Origin of the sequence: Gracilibacillus caseinilyticus, from assembly GCF_022919115.1 — a bacterium.
Classification (GTDB): domain Bacteria; phylum Bacillota; class Bacilli; order Bacillales; family Amphibacillaceae; genus Gracilibacillus; species Gracilibacillus caseinilyticus.
The window spans coordinates 4,376,172-4,391,540 of sequence record NZ_CP095072.1 but is presented as its reverse complement, the minus strand read 5'-3'; the positions used below and the strand labels follow the sequence as shown (position 1 = coordinate 4,391,540).

13 protein-coding genes are annotated in these 15,369 nt (G+C 39.5%); 11 read left to right on the top strand and 2 right to left on the bottom strand.

All coding sequences use genetic code 11. The features are described from left to right. Window positions 1-390 precede the first annotated feature (390 nt). From MUN88_RS20970 to MUN88_RS20945, 6 genes are all read left to right on the top strand, one after another. Entirely contained in the window at window positions 391-2,391 is a 2,001-nt protein-coding gene (locus MUN88_RS20970) for an LPxTATN C-terminal sorting signal domain (RefSeq protein WP_244724678.1), read from the top strand. Between the two features lie 445 nt (window positions 2,392-2,836). Beyond that, on the top strand, window positions 2,837-3,301 hold the full coding sequence (locus MUN88_RS20965; RefSeq protein WP_244719030.1) for a YveK family protein: 465 nt from the start codon (window positions 2,837-2,839) through the stop codon (window positions 3,299-3,301). Between the two features lie 61 nt (window positions 3,302-3,362). Continuing rightward, entirely contained in the window at window positions 3,363-4,484 is a 1,122-nt protein-coding gene (locus MUN88_RS20960; RefSeq protein ID WP_244719028.1) for a glycosyltransferase, read from the top strand. Between the two features lie 20 nt (window positions 4,485-4,504). Further along, window positions 4,505-4,843, top strand: a complete 339-nt coding sequence (locus MUN88_RS20955; protein WP_244719026.1) for a helix-turn-helix domain-containing protein — start codon at window positions 4,505-4,507, stop codon at window positions 4,841-4,843. Beyond that, window positions 4,844-5,905 (top strand): hypothetical protein, encoded by a 1,062-nt coding sequence (locus MUN88_RS20950; protein ID WP_244719024.1) that lies wholly within the window; start codon window positions 4,844-4,846, stop codon window positions 5,903-5,905. A 182-nt stretch (window positions 5,906-6,087) separates the two neighbouring features. Further along, a complete protein-coding gene (locus tag MUN88_RS20945; protein WP_244719022.1) occupies window positions 6,088-6,765 on the top strand; it encodes a response regulator in 678 nt (225 codons plus the stop codon). A 3-nt stretch (window positions 6,766-6,768) separates the two neighbouring features. Here MUN88_RS20945 and MUN88_RS20940 read toward each other — a convergent pair whose 3' ends face one another. Beyond that, window positions 6,769-7,533: a helix-turn-helix domain-containing protein gene (locus MUN88_RS20940; RefSeq protein WP_244719020.1), complete on the bottom strand. Its 765-nt coding sequence runs from the start codon at window positions 7,531-7,533 to the stop codon at window positions 6,769-6,771. A gap of 219 nt (window positions 7,534-7,752) precedes the next feature. Here MUN88_RS20940 and MUN88_RS20935 point away from each other — a divergent pair, with 219 nt between their 5' ends. Genes MUN88_RS20935 through MUN88_RS20915 form a run of 5 tightly spaced genes read left to right on the top strand, consistent with a single transcriptional unit; the run spans window position 7,753 to window position 12,358 of the window. Further along, on the top strand, window positions 7,753-8,484 hold the full coding sequence (locus MUN88_RS20935) for a ThuA domain-containing protein (protein ID WP_369809910.1): 732 nt from the start codon (window positions 7,753-7,755) through the stop codon (window positions 8,482-8,484). 4 nt (window positions 8,485-8,488) lie between these two features. Next, the gene (locus tag MUN88_RS20930; protein WP_244719016.1) at window positions 8,489-9,514 is read left to right on the top strand and encodes a Gfo/Idh/MocA family protein; all 1,026 of its coding nucleotides are present in this window, start codon (window positions 8,489-8,491) and stop codon (window positions 9,512-9,514) included. A gap of 20 nt (window positions 9,515-9,534) precedes the next feature. Further along, window positions 9,535-10,503 (top strand): sugar phosphate isomerase/epimerase family protein, encoded by a 969-nt coding sequence (locus MUN88_RS20925; RefSeq protein ID WP_244719014.1) that lies wholly within the window; start codon window positions 9,535-9,537, stop codon window positions 10,501-10,503. A gap of 16 nt (window positions 10,504-10,519) precedes the next feature. Then, the gene (locus tag MUN88_RS20920; RefSeq protein WP_244719012.1) at window positions 10,520-11,560 is read left to right on the top strand and encodes a Gfo/Idh/MocA family protein; all 1,041 of its coding nucleotides are present in this window, start codon (window positions 10,520-10,522) and stop codon (window positions 11,558-11,560) included. Between the two features lie 24 nt (window positions 11,561-11,584). Then, window positions 11,585-12,358, top strand: a complete 774-nt coding sequence (locus MUN88_RS20915; RefSeq protein ID WP_244719010.1) for a sugar phosphate isomerase/epimerase family protein — start codon at window positions 11,585-11,587, stop codon at window positions 12,356-12,358. Window positions 12,359-12,995: 637 nt separating this feature from the next. On the opposite strand, the gene MUN88_RS20910 is transcribed toward MUN88_RS20915, so the two are convergent. Further along, window positions 12,996-15,224, bottom strand: coding sequence for an alpha-galactosidase (locus tag MUN88_RS20910; protein WP_244719008.1), 2,229 nt, complete (start codon window positions 15,222-15,224; stop codon window positions 12,996-12,998). Window positions 15,225-15,369 lie beyond the last annotated feature (145 nt).

Sequence of the window (15,369 nt, the reverse complement as noted above, 5' to 3'; positions counted from 1 at the left end):
TTAATCTCTTTAATTAAAGAAGCAAAATCTGTTTCTAATGAGTATCATACTTATACGGAAACCTCCTATCAGGTTCTGCAGCAAGCGATTGATCAGGCAGAGCAAGACCTTGAAAAACTCGTGACTGAATCAGATCTGAATGTTGCCGTCCAGAAACTTCAGGAAACCATTGATCAACTCGAAGAATTAGTCGAACTGGGAGAAGGATACTATTTTGATTTTGGTTCAGAAGATTCACCACTGGCAAATGGATACAAACGTGTTTCCGATCAATTACTTTACAGTGAAGAGAAGGGATATGGTTTTAAAGAAGGCACAGATGGTTTTCGTGATCAAGAAAAGGAAAATGATCTGTTACGCGATTTCATTCTTGTCAATCAAAAAGAATTTATGCTGGACTTAGAAGATGGAACGTATGATGTACGAATTATAACTGGTGCAGAACAGGATTTGAATACTACCAGTTTTACATTAGAAAAGGGAGAGATACTTGGTGGTGAGAGATCTGCAGCAGGAGAGTTCGTCACATATGAGGAAACGGTTGAAGTAACTGATGGTCAGTTAAATGTGTATTTTGAAGGTGAATGGGCACGTGTGAATGGCATAGAGGTTGTCAGTGCAGCCGATTATCAACGTAAATTTGATTTTGGCTCTGACTCAAGCCCTGTACAGTATGGGCAAATCCAAATAGCGAATTCGTTAGTATATACGGAAGCGCTGGGCTATGGTTTAGATCAAGAGGTAGATGTAAGAGACCGTGGTGAACCAGATGATGTTCGCAGGGACTTTGTTACAGGAGAAGACTATCAGTTTAAAGTAGATGTCCGAAACGGGATATATCGATTGAAAATCATTAGTGGAGACAATATAGCATCGAACCGGTCCACCTTTAAAATAGAAGGAACAAAAATCAAGGATGCGATCTCGTCAGGACAGGGAGAATTTGCAGAGTTTGAAACATATGCACATGTAAGGGATGGGCAGTTGAATCTGGGAATAGCAGAGCGTGTAAATGGCTTAGAAATTTATTATGTTAGCCCATTACTGGATACAGCTGAACTAGAAGATGTTTTATCTAAAGCAAAGCAAATTACAAACGATGATCAATCATACAGCGATGAGAGTTTCATAGTTTTGAAGCAGGCAATTGAGAATGCTGAAAAATTGTTAGATTCTGCTGTCAAACAGGAAGAAGTTGAGAATGCTGTGACCGCGTTAACAGAAGCGATGAAGAACTTGAAAGAACCAGTGCAGGTGTTAGAGACGAAGGAACTGCAAGCTATTATAACAGAAGCAAAATCAATCGATAACGTGGATCAATTATATACCGAAGAAAGCTTTACGTTACTATCTGATACAATTGAACAAGCAGAAACCGTATTGGAAACTGCCATTCATCAAGTGGAAATTGACGAGGCTATCTCGAACTTGCAAGAAGCGATGAATAGTCTGGAAGAAACGATTTCTTCACAAATAGATGTTTCTGTTTTACAAGAATTGTTGTATTCTGCAAAAGGGTACACGAACGTGGAGAAAGTATATAGTGATACCTCCTTCGATATATTAACAGAAGCTATCGCCAATGCGAAGGCATTACTAACAGAAGCAAAAACACAGCAAGAGATTGATCAGGCAGTTAGTATGCTCGAAGAAGCGATTAATCAATTAGAAGTGCTGGAAGAGGAAAATTATATCATTGATGATGTCAGACAAACGGAAAAACAAGATTATATCTATGATTTTCAGACAGCAAATGATTATTTTAATATCAAATCGAGCTTCATAGAAAGTATGGAGAAAGATACGTACCTTCAACTTACGAATGGACAGGAAAGTGTATTGCTGCCAAAGCAACTTATGTCATCAGGAAGTGAAGTTGAGTTTTTCTTTCAAGATGTAGATTTAACCTTGAAAGAGCAGCATGAAGATGCATTATCCAATTTGATTTCATTTAGACTAGTAGTAGATGGAGAAGAAATCGAGAGCTTTGGAAGTACTCCTGTGATCGTTTCCTTTGAGGTAGACTCTGCACAGGTCTCTTCAGAAGAATCCTTGCGATTAGTTTATCTTGATGACGCTGGCAAGAAAGAAGCGTATTTGAAAGGTCAATATGATACAGACAATCATCAGTTTACAAGTTCTGTAGAGCATTTTAGTACCTATGGTGTATTCGAGATAACCGATGAAACTGTTAACGCTGATACAGACAACACTCAGGAAGAAACGGTTGCAGACAATCGTAATCAAGGAGTGGATGACCAATATGAATCATCATCATTACCAGAAACAGCTACAAATCTGTTCAATTTCTTGCTAATTGGTTTCGTATTAATAGCTGGAGGTTTCGTAATGATCTATCTCTATCGAAGAAAATTACAGAGAAATAAATAAGCAATTTAAGGAGAGGCTTCACCAAGGTGGGGCTTCTTTTTAATTTTAGAGTGCGTGTTAAAAAAGGAGGACAAAAAGCGCAAAGAAATTCAAGCGGCTTAGCTTCGAGTACCGGAATGTATGCTTATCCATACATGAGGGACGGAGAAGCAAGCCAACGCAGAAGTTCACAGCGATTTTTCCCGGAATTTTTGAACATCCTTTTAGAATAGAAAAAATCGTCACTTTCAAAACGGTGGCTGGTTATATCGTCGAAGAATGGTGATTATAGAAGAATAACGAAGGGGTTATTCTGCACTTTAATCATAAGAAATAGGTGTTGACAATCTAATAAAATCATGAGAGTATAAAAATACGTTCTTTATAAAGTTCCTTTTGGTTGTTATTGAGCGGTTTTTGTTTGCATATATTGTTCGTTATAATGAATTTGGTGAGGATACATAAGATGAGTAGGAAAAAAAGAGTACGACATAATAAAAGACGTTTTCAATATTCGGTTCTAGCCTTTTCGTTATTAATTTTGCTGTGGCTTGGTCTTGCTTGGCATGAAGAATCAGCCTCACCGTTACACCAATCTTCAGCAAGAATATTGGTGAAATCAGACGATTCAGAGGCAATTAGTGATCTTGCTGTCATGATGTCGGATCAACCTATGCTGAACAAATTAGTCAAGGAACTGCAGCTACCTTATTCGATTCATGAGCTAGAAGACAAGGTATCCATTCAAATAGTGGCCGACGCACAAGTCGTCCGGATATCGGTAACAGATAACAAAAGCTATCAGTCACGGTTAATCGCTAATACACTAGCACGTTTAGCAAAAAACGATCTTGCTGCAGTATTGAATATTGAAAGCGTACAATTAATATCGAGTGCTGCGAAGGATGTTGATCTTAAGTCAGCACCATAATTTTTAAATGAATGTTCTTTAAAATGAACGAAATTATATTGGAAATGGGGAGAAAGAAGAGATGATGGAGAATGCTTTGCGAATTCTTCACGTAGTTGATCAGCTTGATCGCGGTGAAACAGCAACAATGATTTTGAATGTGTATCGTAACATTGACCGAAATAAAGTACAATTTGATTTTTTAACTATGATGGAAGGTGAGTTTGACGAAGAAGTTCGGAGATTGGGAGGGCATCTCTACCGGATATCGTCGCTAAATGAAGTGGGCTGGAAAGAATACCAGAAGAGCTTACGTCAATTTTTTAAAGGTCACCGTTTTTATATTGTGATGCACTGTCACTTGGACCAATTAAATACGTTTCCTTTAATAGAAGCTAAACGAGTAGGAATACCGGTTCGGATAGCGCACAGTCATAATACAGGAGCGGAAGAGAATAGTCAGCAAAAATGGCTTTATTCCTTAAGTGGAACATTGGTAACGGTCTTTGCAACTGATTATTTTGCCTGTTCGATTGAGGCGGCGAAGTGGTTATTTAAGCATAAGGCCAAACAAACCAGTATTATTCACAATGCACTTGACTTAGATCAAATCTCTATTTCTGCTTCAGTAAGAAAACAAGTGCGTGAAGCATTAAAAGTCAAACAGCATGATTTTGTCATTGGTCATGCAGGCGCATTAAGCCAACAAAAAAATCATGCCTTTCTACTCGATCTTTTTGTAGGATTTAGGCGACGAATTCCTCAGACGAAGCTGATTTTAATAGGGGATGGTTCATTAAAGGGAGCGATAACAGAAAGAATTAAACAATATCGTTTACAGGATTTTGTCGAAGTAATCGACTGGAAGGGAAATGCCGATAAGTGGATCCATGCATTCGACGTCGTAGTTTATCCCTCCCTCCATGATGGATTTCCGACTTCGCTTGTAAAAACTCAATATGCTGGAATACCAATCCTCGCCAGTGATCGTATTTCCGAAGAAATAGATTTAGGCAATGAGTTAATCGAATTTATCCCGTTGCATGATAAAGCTCGATGGCTGGAGTCCATCCATGCCATTTATGAAAAGCAATATCGCAAACCAACAGATATAACGATCCTAAAAAAGAAAGGTCTCGACATTCAAACAGTTGCCAGACAAACGGAGGAAACCTACTTGGAGCTTCGTGATCAAGGAATCTAAGAGGAGTTGAGGTTGTATAGATGATAGGGACGAATATAAATCGTATTAGAAAGAAGAAAAACTTAACATTATCCGAATTGGCGGAAAGAGCCGATATATCCAAATCATATTTAAGTAATATTGAACGCAACCTTAATGATAACCCATCCATACATATTATTGAGAAATTAGCAGAGGTACTTGATGTTGACATGATTACTTTATTAGATGAGGAAAAGACACGTATGAAAGACGATCTTAAGTGGCAGCGCTTTATCTGTAAATTTGAAGAATTAGGCATTACTTCTTCAGATTTTGAGGAATATCGGATTGTTTTTGAATTTATCAAATGGCAAAGCGGTCAAAAAGAGAAAAAATAAATGGCAGAAGGGGAAGATAAAATGACAAGGATATTAATTATCATTGATCCATTAGACCCTGGGCTATCCATCGAGCACCAATTATATCTGATTCGTCGCCATACTGTTTCAGGAGCGAAGATATATTTTAAGCTTTTGGCGAACCATCCAGAGTTGCAATTAGCATTACGAAAGATCGGACATCTGTTGACTCCTCTGCACTATGTGTTGACCGAATCTGCCGAATGGACTGCTGAAGAAAAAGATTGGCATTTCTTGTCGAGAGCCATATCCATTCCTGCACATATCCGAAAGGCACAATATAATTTCCCATCTTTAGCCCTTTTGTATTGGCAGTACGTGAAAGATAAACTCGCACCGATACAGGAAACATTTGATGAAGCTATCAGTCTGTCAGGTGGACTTACAGCTTTTTATATCGACCAACTTGTGACCGCACAGAAAAAAATATACTATGAACCTGTTCGGAAGCTTGAATATAGGCAGGGCTCTCTTCCTGTTCTGCGCATACAAGATCGTCTTTATACTCCTTCCTTGTCTTGTTATCACGATCGGAAGGAGAAAGAATTGCACAATTGCAGTTATTACAACGATTCATATTATCCTGAATCATTGTCGGCTGTTGCCAATCTTGAGAAGCTGTCAGTACAGAGCAAGGGTATAAAACTGCTGATTCCAAATAATTTCGAAAGCTGCTGGCAAGTGAAACAATTCAGTTATTTTTGCTATAGAATGTTTAAAATACAAAAACAGCTCATATGGTATATATATGGGGATAACCAATTTGAGTCATTACTTCGCCAGCACTTAGCAACATATCAGATCCTGGAGCAATTTATCTTTATCGGTCAAAAAGCAAATCTATATCCGTATGTACAATTATCTGATCTTTATATCGAATGGAATCAGCCATTATCGATGAGACATGAAGCGGAACTGCTACAGAAACCAATTGTTAAACTGGACAATAATATGTTCTATAAGAAATCATGTGCTATGACAAAGTGGCTAAACGCGATACAGATCATTCGTCAGATCGAAAGGCAATCAAAAAGTATATAGTAAAAAGGGTTTACCTCGAAGGAAAGGTGGCAATAATAAAAAAGTAATAAAAAATAGTAAAATAACACTATTTTGTTCTTTAAAACGAATTAAATATACGTTATAATAAAGTAAGTGATAGGAATAAAGGTAATATTTTTGTGAGAAATTATGCTTACCAGACGTATAGGAGGAATGAGTAAATGACAAAACATACGGTAGTTGTTGCGGAATCTCAGACACTTTTTCGCGATATGATTACAAATTTTGTAGAGGATATGGATGAATTTCAGGTAATCGGGACGTTAAAGAACGGGCAGGAAGTGCTTGATTTTATTGATGAAAAAGAAATTCGTCCCTTCTTAGTCTTATTAGATATTCACATGCCCGTGTTGAATGGCTTGCAATGTGCGAAGAAGTTAAAAGAATTGTATCCCAATATTAAAGTAGTGTTGTTATCGGCTTATGATGACGAAGAATCGATTGAAACGGTTTTATCCGTTTCAGCAGATGGCTATATATTAAAAAGTTCCGGTCTCGATGAATTCAAAGATACGTTACGTTTCATAATCGACGGTAAATTTGTAGCTCCTCAGAAGCTGGTGCAATATTTCTCACAACGATTAGAATCTCTGTTAAGAATTGAAAGAGAGAGCTCATTACATTATATCAAAGAGCGTTTCAGTCATAATAATGATCTGAACAATCGTGAATTAGAGATCATCCAATTAATGAAAAAAGGTTGGACGAACCGCATGATTGCGGATCAGCTTGGTATTAGTGAAGGAACAGTCAAAAACTATTTGTCGATTATTTATAAGAAATTAAATATCAAAAATCGAGTAGAGCTGTTGCAAATGCTTTCTGATATGACAGGTTAATTGTTACATCTTATCGCGATATGCACGGGGTGACATTTGATAATGTTTTTTAAAAACTCGATGAAAATAAGAATAGGAGCCAAAGCCACAATTTTGTGCAATATTTTCGAGGGTCATTGTCGTATATTTCATTTGATTAATAGCGGCTGACACTCGAATTGATTGTGCGTATTCAATCATTGTTTTCCCGATATGTTCTTTAAATAGGTGTACGCTTCTCGAAACACTGAGATTACAATGATCTGCAATATCTTCGACCTTTAGCCCCTGTTTGGTTGCGTTTTCTTCAATAAAACGCATCATTCTAGTTACAACATAGGGCCGGTATAACGGATCAGACCGTTTATCTATAGCCCTTTCTAAGGCGACACACAGTGCACTGACCAAATAATTGGTAAGTTCGCTGTTTCTTTCTTTTTCCGGCCTTCTTTCCTCAATAATCAGGTGATGCCAAAGGTCAAGCACTGCATCATCTACTACAATATTAGTTAACGTAGGAGCATGCTTAAAACGAGCGTCAATCCACTCACCTTCACAGTATAAATTAAAGTCCCCACTTTGCTGACCAGCAGCGACATGAAGCTGATATTCTTCACCCGGTTTAATGATTAATAAATCTCCTTTTTCAACTGTTTCTGTTTGTTGATGGACAAGCACTTGCGCCTGTCCCTCTGTCTGCAGCCGGAAAAGGTAGGAATTGTAGCGAGAATGATGGGACGTATAAAAGCGTTGGTCATGATATGAATATCCACAAAAACCTATCTTCATTCGAGGTACTCCTTTTTAAGTGTTTTTAATTATAGCAATATAGTTCATGTTATGATTATATCATTTATGTTCAATAAGTCTATTATCGTTTACTATAATAAGCAAATCATTGCGCTGATGTAAGGGGTAACAAATAGTGACAAAAAACTATCCCGTTGTTACCTGTTGTTATATTTCTATCATTTTCTGCGCAAATAGGATAAGTAAAGGAGTATAGTGATGCGAGTACTTATATGGAATGAATATCGGCATGAACAGCATAACGAAAAAGTAGCAAATATCTATCCGCAGGGCATTCACCACGCGCTTCAATCATTTCTTGAAACCGATGACATAGCGGTTGAGACTGCAACGTTAGACGAACCCGATCATGGTATAACAGAGGAACGTCTAGCGAACACGGACGTGATGATATGGTGGGGACACATGGCTCATCATGAGGTTGAAGATCATATTGTGGAAAAAGTCCATCAGCGAGTATTGGAAGGAATGGGCTTGATTGTGCTGCACTCTGGCCATTTTTCTAAAATATTTCAAAAGCTGATGGGCACAAGCTGTGACTTGAAGTGGCGGGAAGCGGATGAAAAAGAAAGAATGTGGGTAGTAGATCCAACTCATCCAATCGTCGAAGGGATAGGAGAATATATAGAAATCGAAAAAGAAGAAATGTATGGCGAGCATTTTGACATACCTGCCCCAGATGAACTGGTGCTTGTCAGCTGGTTTGAAGGTGGAGAGGTTTTCCGTTCAGGATGTACGTATAAACGTGGACACGGCAAAATCTTCTATTTCCGCCCAGGTCACGAATCATATCCAACCTATTATCACAAGGACGTTCAACTGGTCATACAAAATGCGGTTCGATGGGCACAACCAGTAGAGCGTACCATCTCAACTTACGGGAATGCTAAAGCAATCGAAGAGATTAAATCAAAAGGAGAAGGGGAGTAAAAGAATGGGAAAATTAAAAGTTGCGGTAATTGGCTGTGGGAGTATTGCGATTCACCGTCATTTACCAGAATATCATGCAAATCAGCAAGTAGAAATTGTGGCAGTATGCGATATTAAAGAAGATCGTGCGCAATCAGCTGCCGCAGAATACCAAGCGACAGCTTATACAGCTTATAAACAAGCAATAACGGAATCTGGTGCAGATGTAGTCAGCGTTTGTCTGCCAAATTATTTACATGCACCGGTTTCAATATTTGCTGCTGAAAATGGCAAGCATGTGTTATGTGAAAAACCAATGGCAACATCGGAAGAAGAAGCGAAGCAAATGATTGAAGCCAGTAAGGCAGCAGGCAAAAAACTGATGATTGCTCATAACCAACGTTTTGTACCCAGTCATCAGAAGGCAAGAGAACTGATCGCCAATGGTGAATTAGGTAAAGTGTACAGTTTTAGAACTGCATTCGGACATGGTGGCCCTGAAGGCTGGAGTATTGATGGCAAGGACAGTTGGTTTTTCCGAAAAGAAGAAGCATTTATTGGAGCATTAGGTGATCTTGGCGTCCATAAATCTGACGTGATTCGCTATATTCTGGGCACAGAATTTACGGAGGTAGCAGCAATGGTCGAAGCCTCAGCGAAAGAGAATAGTGATGTCGATGATCAAGCGGTAACCATTTTGCGAAGTGAGAACGGGATCATTGGTACGCTCACTGCTAGTTGGGCTTATAAAGCAGGAGAAGACAATGCTACTGTTATTTATGGTGAAAAAGGTATGCTCCGCTTAGAAGATGACCCTGATTACAGTTTAATTGCTTCCTTCACAGATGGAACGAAGGTGAATTATCAATTAGGACAGATTCAGACGAATGATAGTGGTGGGCAAGCCTCTTCCGGTGTAGTCGATCATTTCATCGATAGTATTTCACATGATAAAAAACCATTAATTGATGGAGAAGAAGGTTTGAGATCGCTAAAAATTATTCTTGGCGCCTTACAATCCAATCAGTCAAAACAAATGGTCCAACTGTAACGAATGAAAGGAGTTTAACAATGAAACTAGGTGTGTTTACTGTATTATTTGCAGAGAAGAATTTTGAAGAAATGCTCGACCATGTTAAAGCAAGCGGCTTGGATGCGGTCGAGATCGGCACTGGAGGCTATCCTGGTGATGCACATTGTAAGTTAGATGAGTTGTTAGCGGATCCAGATAAACGAGCACAATATTTGCAAGCGGTTGAAGAACGAGGTCTTACGATTAGTGCGTTCAGCTGTCATGGTAATCCGCTTACTCCTGATAAGTCATTTGCAACAGAAAGTGATGAGGTGCTGAGAAAAACGATTGAGTTAGCTGGTCTAACAGGTGTACCAGTGGTTAATTGTTTTTCTGGAACTCCAGGAGATCATGAACAGGCAAAAGCGCCAAATTGGCCGGTTGCTCCTTGGCCGACTGAATATGCGGATGTTCTGACATGGCAGTGGGAAGAAAAATTAGTCCCTTATTGGAAAGAAATTGGTGCTTTAGCAGAAAAACACGGTGTGAAAATTGGTATTGAGCTTCATGCAGGTTTCCTCGTTCATACACCGTATACGATGTTAAAGCTGCGTGAACAAACGAGTCCGACAATAGGGGCAAATCTTGACCCGAGTCATTTATGGTGGCAAGGAATTGATCCGGTGGCAGCAATTAAAATTTTGGCAAAAGAAAATGCGATTCATCATTTTCATGCGAAAGATACGTACATCGATCAGGATAATGTCAACATGTATGGTCTGACAGATATGCAGCCCTATGGCAATATTCAAACGAGAGCTTGGAATTTCCGTTCGGTTGGTTGCGGACACAGGCTCGAAGAATGGTCGAATATGATAAGTGCGCTTCGCACGTTTGGCTATGATTACGTCATCAGTATCGAACACGAAGATCCGATTATGTCGGTAGATGAAGGCTTCAAACGAGCAGTAGACAATTTGCAAGCGGTGAATATAAAGGAAAGTCCGACCGATATGTGGTGGGTATAAAAGGAGGAATTAGACGATGGGAAAATTACGTGTTGGTTTAATCGGGGCAGGTGGCATTGCAACAGATGTTCATATTCCAGCCTACAGTCAAATAGCTGATCAAGTCGAAATCGTTGCAGTAGCAGATGTTGTGTACGAGAAAGCAAAAGCAGTTGCAGACACACATCGGATTGAACATGCATATGAACATTATGAAGAAATGCTTGCTGAAGCGAATTTAGACGCAGTAAGTGTGTGTGTACCAAATAAATTTCATAAGGATGCCGCTATTGCTGCATTGCAAGCCGGCTGTCACGTATTGTGCGAAAAACCACCTGCAATGAGTCAAACCGAAGCAAAACAAATGGAAGAGGCAGCTAGTCAATCTGGCAAACTATTAATGTATGGTTTCCATTACCGTTTCCAGGCAGAAACACAAGCGGCTAGACGTTTTATCGATGCCGGTGAGCTTGGCGAAATATATTCTGGTCGTGTGCAGGCAATCAGACGACGTGGCATTCCGGGATGGGGTGTGTTTACCAATAAAGAGTTACAAGGCGGTGGCCCGTTAATCGATATCGGTGTACATATGCTAGATACCGCTCTATATTTAATGGGATACCCGGAACCGGCCGTTGTACTCGGTCAAACCCATCAGCAAATTGGTACAAAAAAAGGTGTTGGCCTGTTAGGTAATTGGGATTACCAAAACTATACGGTCGAGGATATGGCAGTGGGCATGATTACGTTCAAAAACGGCGCATCATTAGTGTTAGAATCGGCTTTTGCGGCGAATGTGGAGAAGCGAGATACGATGCAGGTTTCCTTGATGGGAAATAAAGGTGGTGCCGATATTTTTCCGTTAAAAATGTACCAGGAAAAACATGATACACTAATCGATATTACGCCAGCTTATTTACCAGAAGCACATGCCCACCATCAGGAGATTCATGCCTTTGTTAAGGACTGTATCGATGGCAATGTAACGGATCAATTTGCCAAACAAGGAACAAATATTCAGAAGATAATCGACGGATTGTATCAATCAGCGGAAACTGGTAAAGCAATTAATCTATAATTTTTTGGAAAAGGAGCGATAAAAATGGGGAAAATAGCAATTCAATTATATTCTGTACGAGATCATACTTCCAAAGATTTTCTCGGAACGTTGAAAAAACTTGGAGACATGGGCTACGAAGCTGTTCAATTTGCTGGATTTTTTGACACACCAGCAAATGAATTAAAACAGGTAATGGACGAATCTGGCCTGGCTGCTGCCGGCAGTCACATGCCCTTTGATAGTTTAACAGGAGAACAATTAGAAGCATCCTTAGCCTATAATCGTACCATCGGCAATGATTTAATTATTTGTCCGATCTTACCAGATGAATTAAGAGCGGATGAATCTGCTTATTACCGAGCTGCACAAGAATTAAATGAAATCGGTCGCAAATGTAAAGAAGCCGGATTTACCTTTGCCTATCATAATCATGATATGGAGTTTTTTGATCTAGGTAATGGTAAAAGAGGTTTTGATATTTTATTCGAAGAGACAGATAAAGAGTATGTTAAAATGGAACTGGATTGTTACTGGATTACTCATGCCGGCTATGAACCAATTCAAACCATTGATGCTTATTATGATCAGGTAGTGTCGCTGCATATTAAAGATATGACAGTGGAGAATGGAGAGAAGCGAAGCATAGAGATTGGCAAAGGTACATTAGACATTGCTTCATTGTGGAAAAAAGGTGAAGAAGCAGGAGTTAACTGGTATGTCATCGAACAGGAACAATTCGACGGTGATCCATTAGAAAGCGCAAAAGAAAATGTCACCGAGCTAAAAAACGTTATTCAAAACGAGGTAACGAAATAACTTATTAAAAAAGGTTCCGATTATCGTCCGCCGATAACCGGAACCTTTCTATGTGTACGCTAGACAAGCATATAATGACAGTCATAAAGTCGAAGTGATAAGAATTTATGCTCAAAGTGAAGTCTTGGTTCCTATAATACGGATTATGTAAAATGGTACTGAATGCAGCATGGTAATTTTGAAAGTTTGTATGTGCATAACAAAGCTCCGGAAATATGCTCCGCGTCCTGTGGGCACGGCTTCAGCTCGTGCTGGTTCCACGGGAGTCTCCGCATATTTCCTACGCTTAAGGGAAGTGCTACAACTTATAGGACAGCTAAAAGCAGTGGTTCTAGGCATCATATTATTCAAATGCTGTTATTTATGGATGCAATCAATATGCTAGCAATTCCTAAAGTTGTAGAGTACAAATCCTAGCGCAGGCCAACCACGTAGACTCCCGCGGGACGTGCAGGTGCTGAAGATCCACTTTGTGAAGCGGTCTTTTTCACAAAGTTAGCTTCAGCCTTGCCCCGCAGGACGCGAAGTGGTTGGCCGGAGCGACATTATACCTCTAACTAGATTTCAATATGGATTCAACGCTAGTTAACATAATCCGTATTATAGGGTAGTTGTATATTTACCTCTGTCTTGAAAACTATTGTATAGTTTTCAAGACAAATAGATTCGCCTGGTAATCTCCTGGATGTTCACGGCTCCAGAAGTCACCGGCACGATCGGTGTAATTTCCGGCAAGGATGATGCCGACATTCATTAACTCGTCGCCATAATGCGTTGTTGAATCGTTTACTTGATACAATCTATTTGGATCGAGTCCTGCTAATTTAATCCGCTGATAAGCCTCATTTGGTTTTGCTAATGTTTTATAATAACCAACAATTGCTTCCTTTTTATCAGGACTGACTACCATCCAGGACGTTTCATTTCCTTCGAAAGGACTGAGCAGACGATGGAATTCTCCATCCCTTATTAATTGGCGATGCTGTTTAAAGAAAGCCACTTGTTCTCTTACTTTCGCTTTATCGGTATCTGTAAGCTGAGTAATATCTAATTCATAGCCAAACGTACCGAAATAAGCGACTGCTGCACGAGTATCAATAGGGGTGAGTCGCCCAACCTGATGATTAGGAACTGCTGAGACATGGCTGCCAATAGCGCTTAACGGATAAACCATCGAAGATCCGTATTGAATTTTTAACCGTTCGACTGCATCGGTATCATCACTTGCCCATGTTTGTGGTGCATAATATAGCATACCTGGGTCAAAGCGTGCACCGCCACCAGCACACGATTCGAACAATATTTCAGGGTATTTTTTTATAAGTCGCTCATATAGATCGTAGACTCCTAATATATAGCGGTGGAATACTTCTCCTTGTTGATCAGCTGGCAGTGCCTGTGAATAAGCCTCTGTAATATGGCGGTTCATATCCCACTTGATATAAGAGATTTTTGATTTGGCGATAATCCGGTCCATCAGGTCATATATATAATCGACCACTTCAGAGCGGGAAAAATCTAGTACAAATTGATTCCTGCCATGTGAAGCACGTCGGTTCGGAGTGGCAATGATCCAATCTGGATGCTCTTCATATAATTTCGTATCCTTACATACCATTTCAGGTTCAAACCAAAGTCCGAAACGCATGTCTAATCCTTCTACCTTTTCTGCTATACCAGCCATTCCGTTTGGCAGTTTTGCTTCATATTCAAACCAGTCTCCAAGTGAACTGGAGTCATCATCTCTTTTACCGAACCAGCCGTCGTCTAAAACAAATAATTCCATTCCTAAATCTTTTGCAGTACTTGCAATCTCCAATATTTTATCTTCGTCAAAATCAAAATAGGTGGCTTCCCAATTGTTAATAAGGATCGGCCGTACTTTGTCGCGCCAATATCCGCGGACCAGGCGTTCACGATAGAGATTGTGAAAGGTTTGACTCATTCCGTTCAACCCATTATCGGTGTAAACCATTACACATTCTGGTGTTTGGAAGCTCTCACCAGGTTGTAATTTCCAACTGAATCGTTGTGGGTTAATTCCCATTGTGACACGACTAACCTGATACGTGTCAACCTCTACCTGAGCAAGAAAATTCCCGCTGTATACGAGGCTGAAGCCGTAAACTTCTCCGTTATGTTCATCGGCATTAAATCTTTTTAAGGCGATAAACGGGTTAAAGACATGGCTGCTTGCTCCGCGATTACTGTAGATCGACTGAATGCCTTTGGATAATCTTTTTGTTTCAACATGTGCTTCTCTTGCCCAAGCCCCTTGTAAGTGCAACATGTCGAACTGATCGTCAGGAAGGTCGACGCTCATACTCATTGCTTGCTCAAGAGAGTAACTAAGTTCCCCTTCATTTTTAAAAGTAGCATGTCGCGTAATGACGTTCCTATCCTGATAAATAGTATAAGATAACGTTAATCGACATTTAAGGATGTCATCGACTACATCGATCTCCAGCGTATCTGCTTCTGTGTCAGCCTCTGTATATGTTGCCGGTAAAGTTTTTAAGGATTTTTTTCCTTGGTATAGACGATATTCTTGATAGGTAAAGTTGGTGATGTGTCCACCTTCTTCACTAATAATGGCATGAGCAGGAAAACGAAAATCGGTAGAACCAAAACTTGGGTATTCTTGCTTGGTATGTTCCATGGAAGACGTATGATCTCCTTCGAACATGTTACAGGAGGGACGAACTTCTCGCTCGATTAAATGCTCAAACGATTTTCTGTGATGAATTCGCTTTCCAAAATATAAATGTTCTAGCTGTTCGCTTTTTTCTAAAACACGGAAGATGTAACTGATGTGATCGTTATAAAGGTGAAATTCTCTTTGTTCTCTATTAATAGCTATTGGCATGTCAACACCTCCAAATTAAGTTAACGTTTACTTATTGTAATATAGTAAAGTTTCTGTATATTGTCAAAAAATATTTTGTAATAGATAGATAATAATGGACAAATACATTGTTAACGTTTTAATATATTACTTAATGCATTAGGTT

What these genes read in the sequence shown, in the direction of transcription:
- MUN88_RS20915 (WP_244719010.1), top strand. Translation starts at nt 11,585, where the DNA reads ATGGGGAAAATAGCAATTCAATTATATTCTGTACGAGATCATACTTCC.
- MUN88_RS20965 (WP_244719030.1), top strand. Translation starts at nt 2,837, where the DNA reads ATGAGTAGGAAAAAAAGAGTACGACATAATAAAAGACGTTTTCAATAT.
- MUN88_RS20935 (WP_369809910.1), top strand. Translation starts at nt 7,753, where the DNA reads ATGCGAGTACTTATATGGAATGAATATCGGCATGAACAGCATAACGAA.
- MUN88_RS20940 (WP_244719020.1), bottom strand. Translation starts at nt 7,533, where the DNA reads ATGAAGATAGGTTTTTGTGGATATTCATATCATGACCAACGCTTTTAT.
- MUN88_RS20925 (WP_244719014.1), top strand. Translation starts at nt 9,535, where the DNA reads ATGAAACTAGGTGTGTTTACTGTATTATTTGCAGAGAAGAATTTTGAA.
- MUN88_RS20950 (WP_244719024.1), top strand. Translation starts at nt 4,844, where the DNA reads ATGGCAGAAGGGGAAGATAAAATGACAAGGATATTAATTATCATTGAT.
- MUN88_RS20960 (WP_244719028.1), top strand. Translation starts at nt 3,363, where the DNA reads ATGATGGAGAATGCTTTGCGAATTCTTCACGTAGTTGATCAGCTTGAT.
- MUN88_RS20970 (WP_244724678.1), top strand. Translation starts at nt 391, where the DNA reads ATGCTGGACTTAGAAGATGGAACGTATGATGTACGAATTATAACTGGT.
- MUN88_RS20945 (WP_244719022.1), top strand. Translation starts at nt 6,088, where the DNA reads ATGACAAAACATACGGTAGTTGTTGCGGAATCTCAGACACTTTTTCGC.
- MUN88_RS20910 (WP_244719008.1), bottom strand. Translation starts at nt 15,224, where the DNA reads ATGCCAATAGCTATTAATAGAGAACAAAGAGAATTTCACCTTTATAAC.
- MUN88_RS20920 (WP_244719012.1), top strand. Translation starts at nt 10,520, where the DNA reads ATGGGAAAATTACGTGTTGGTTTAATCGGGGCAGGTGGCATTGCAACA.
- MUN88_RS20955 (WP_244719026.1), top strand. Translation starts at nt 4,505, where the DNA reads ATGATAGGGACGAATATAAATCGTATTAGAAAGAAGAAAAACTTAACA.
- MUN88_RS20930 (WP_244719016.1), top strand. Translation starts at nt 8,489, where the DNA reads ATGGGAAAATTAAAAGTTGCGGTAATTGGCTGTGGGAGTATTGCGATT.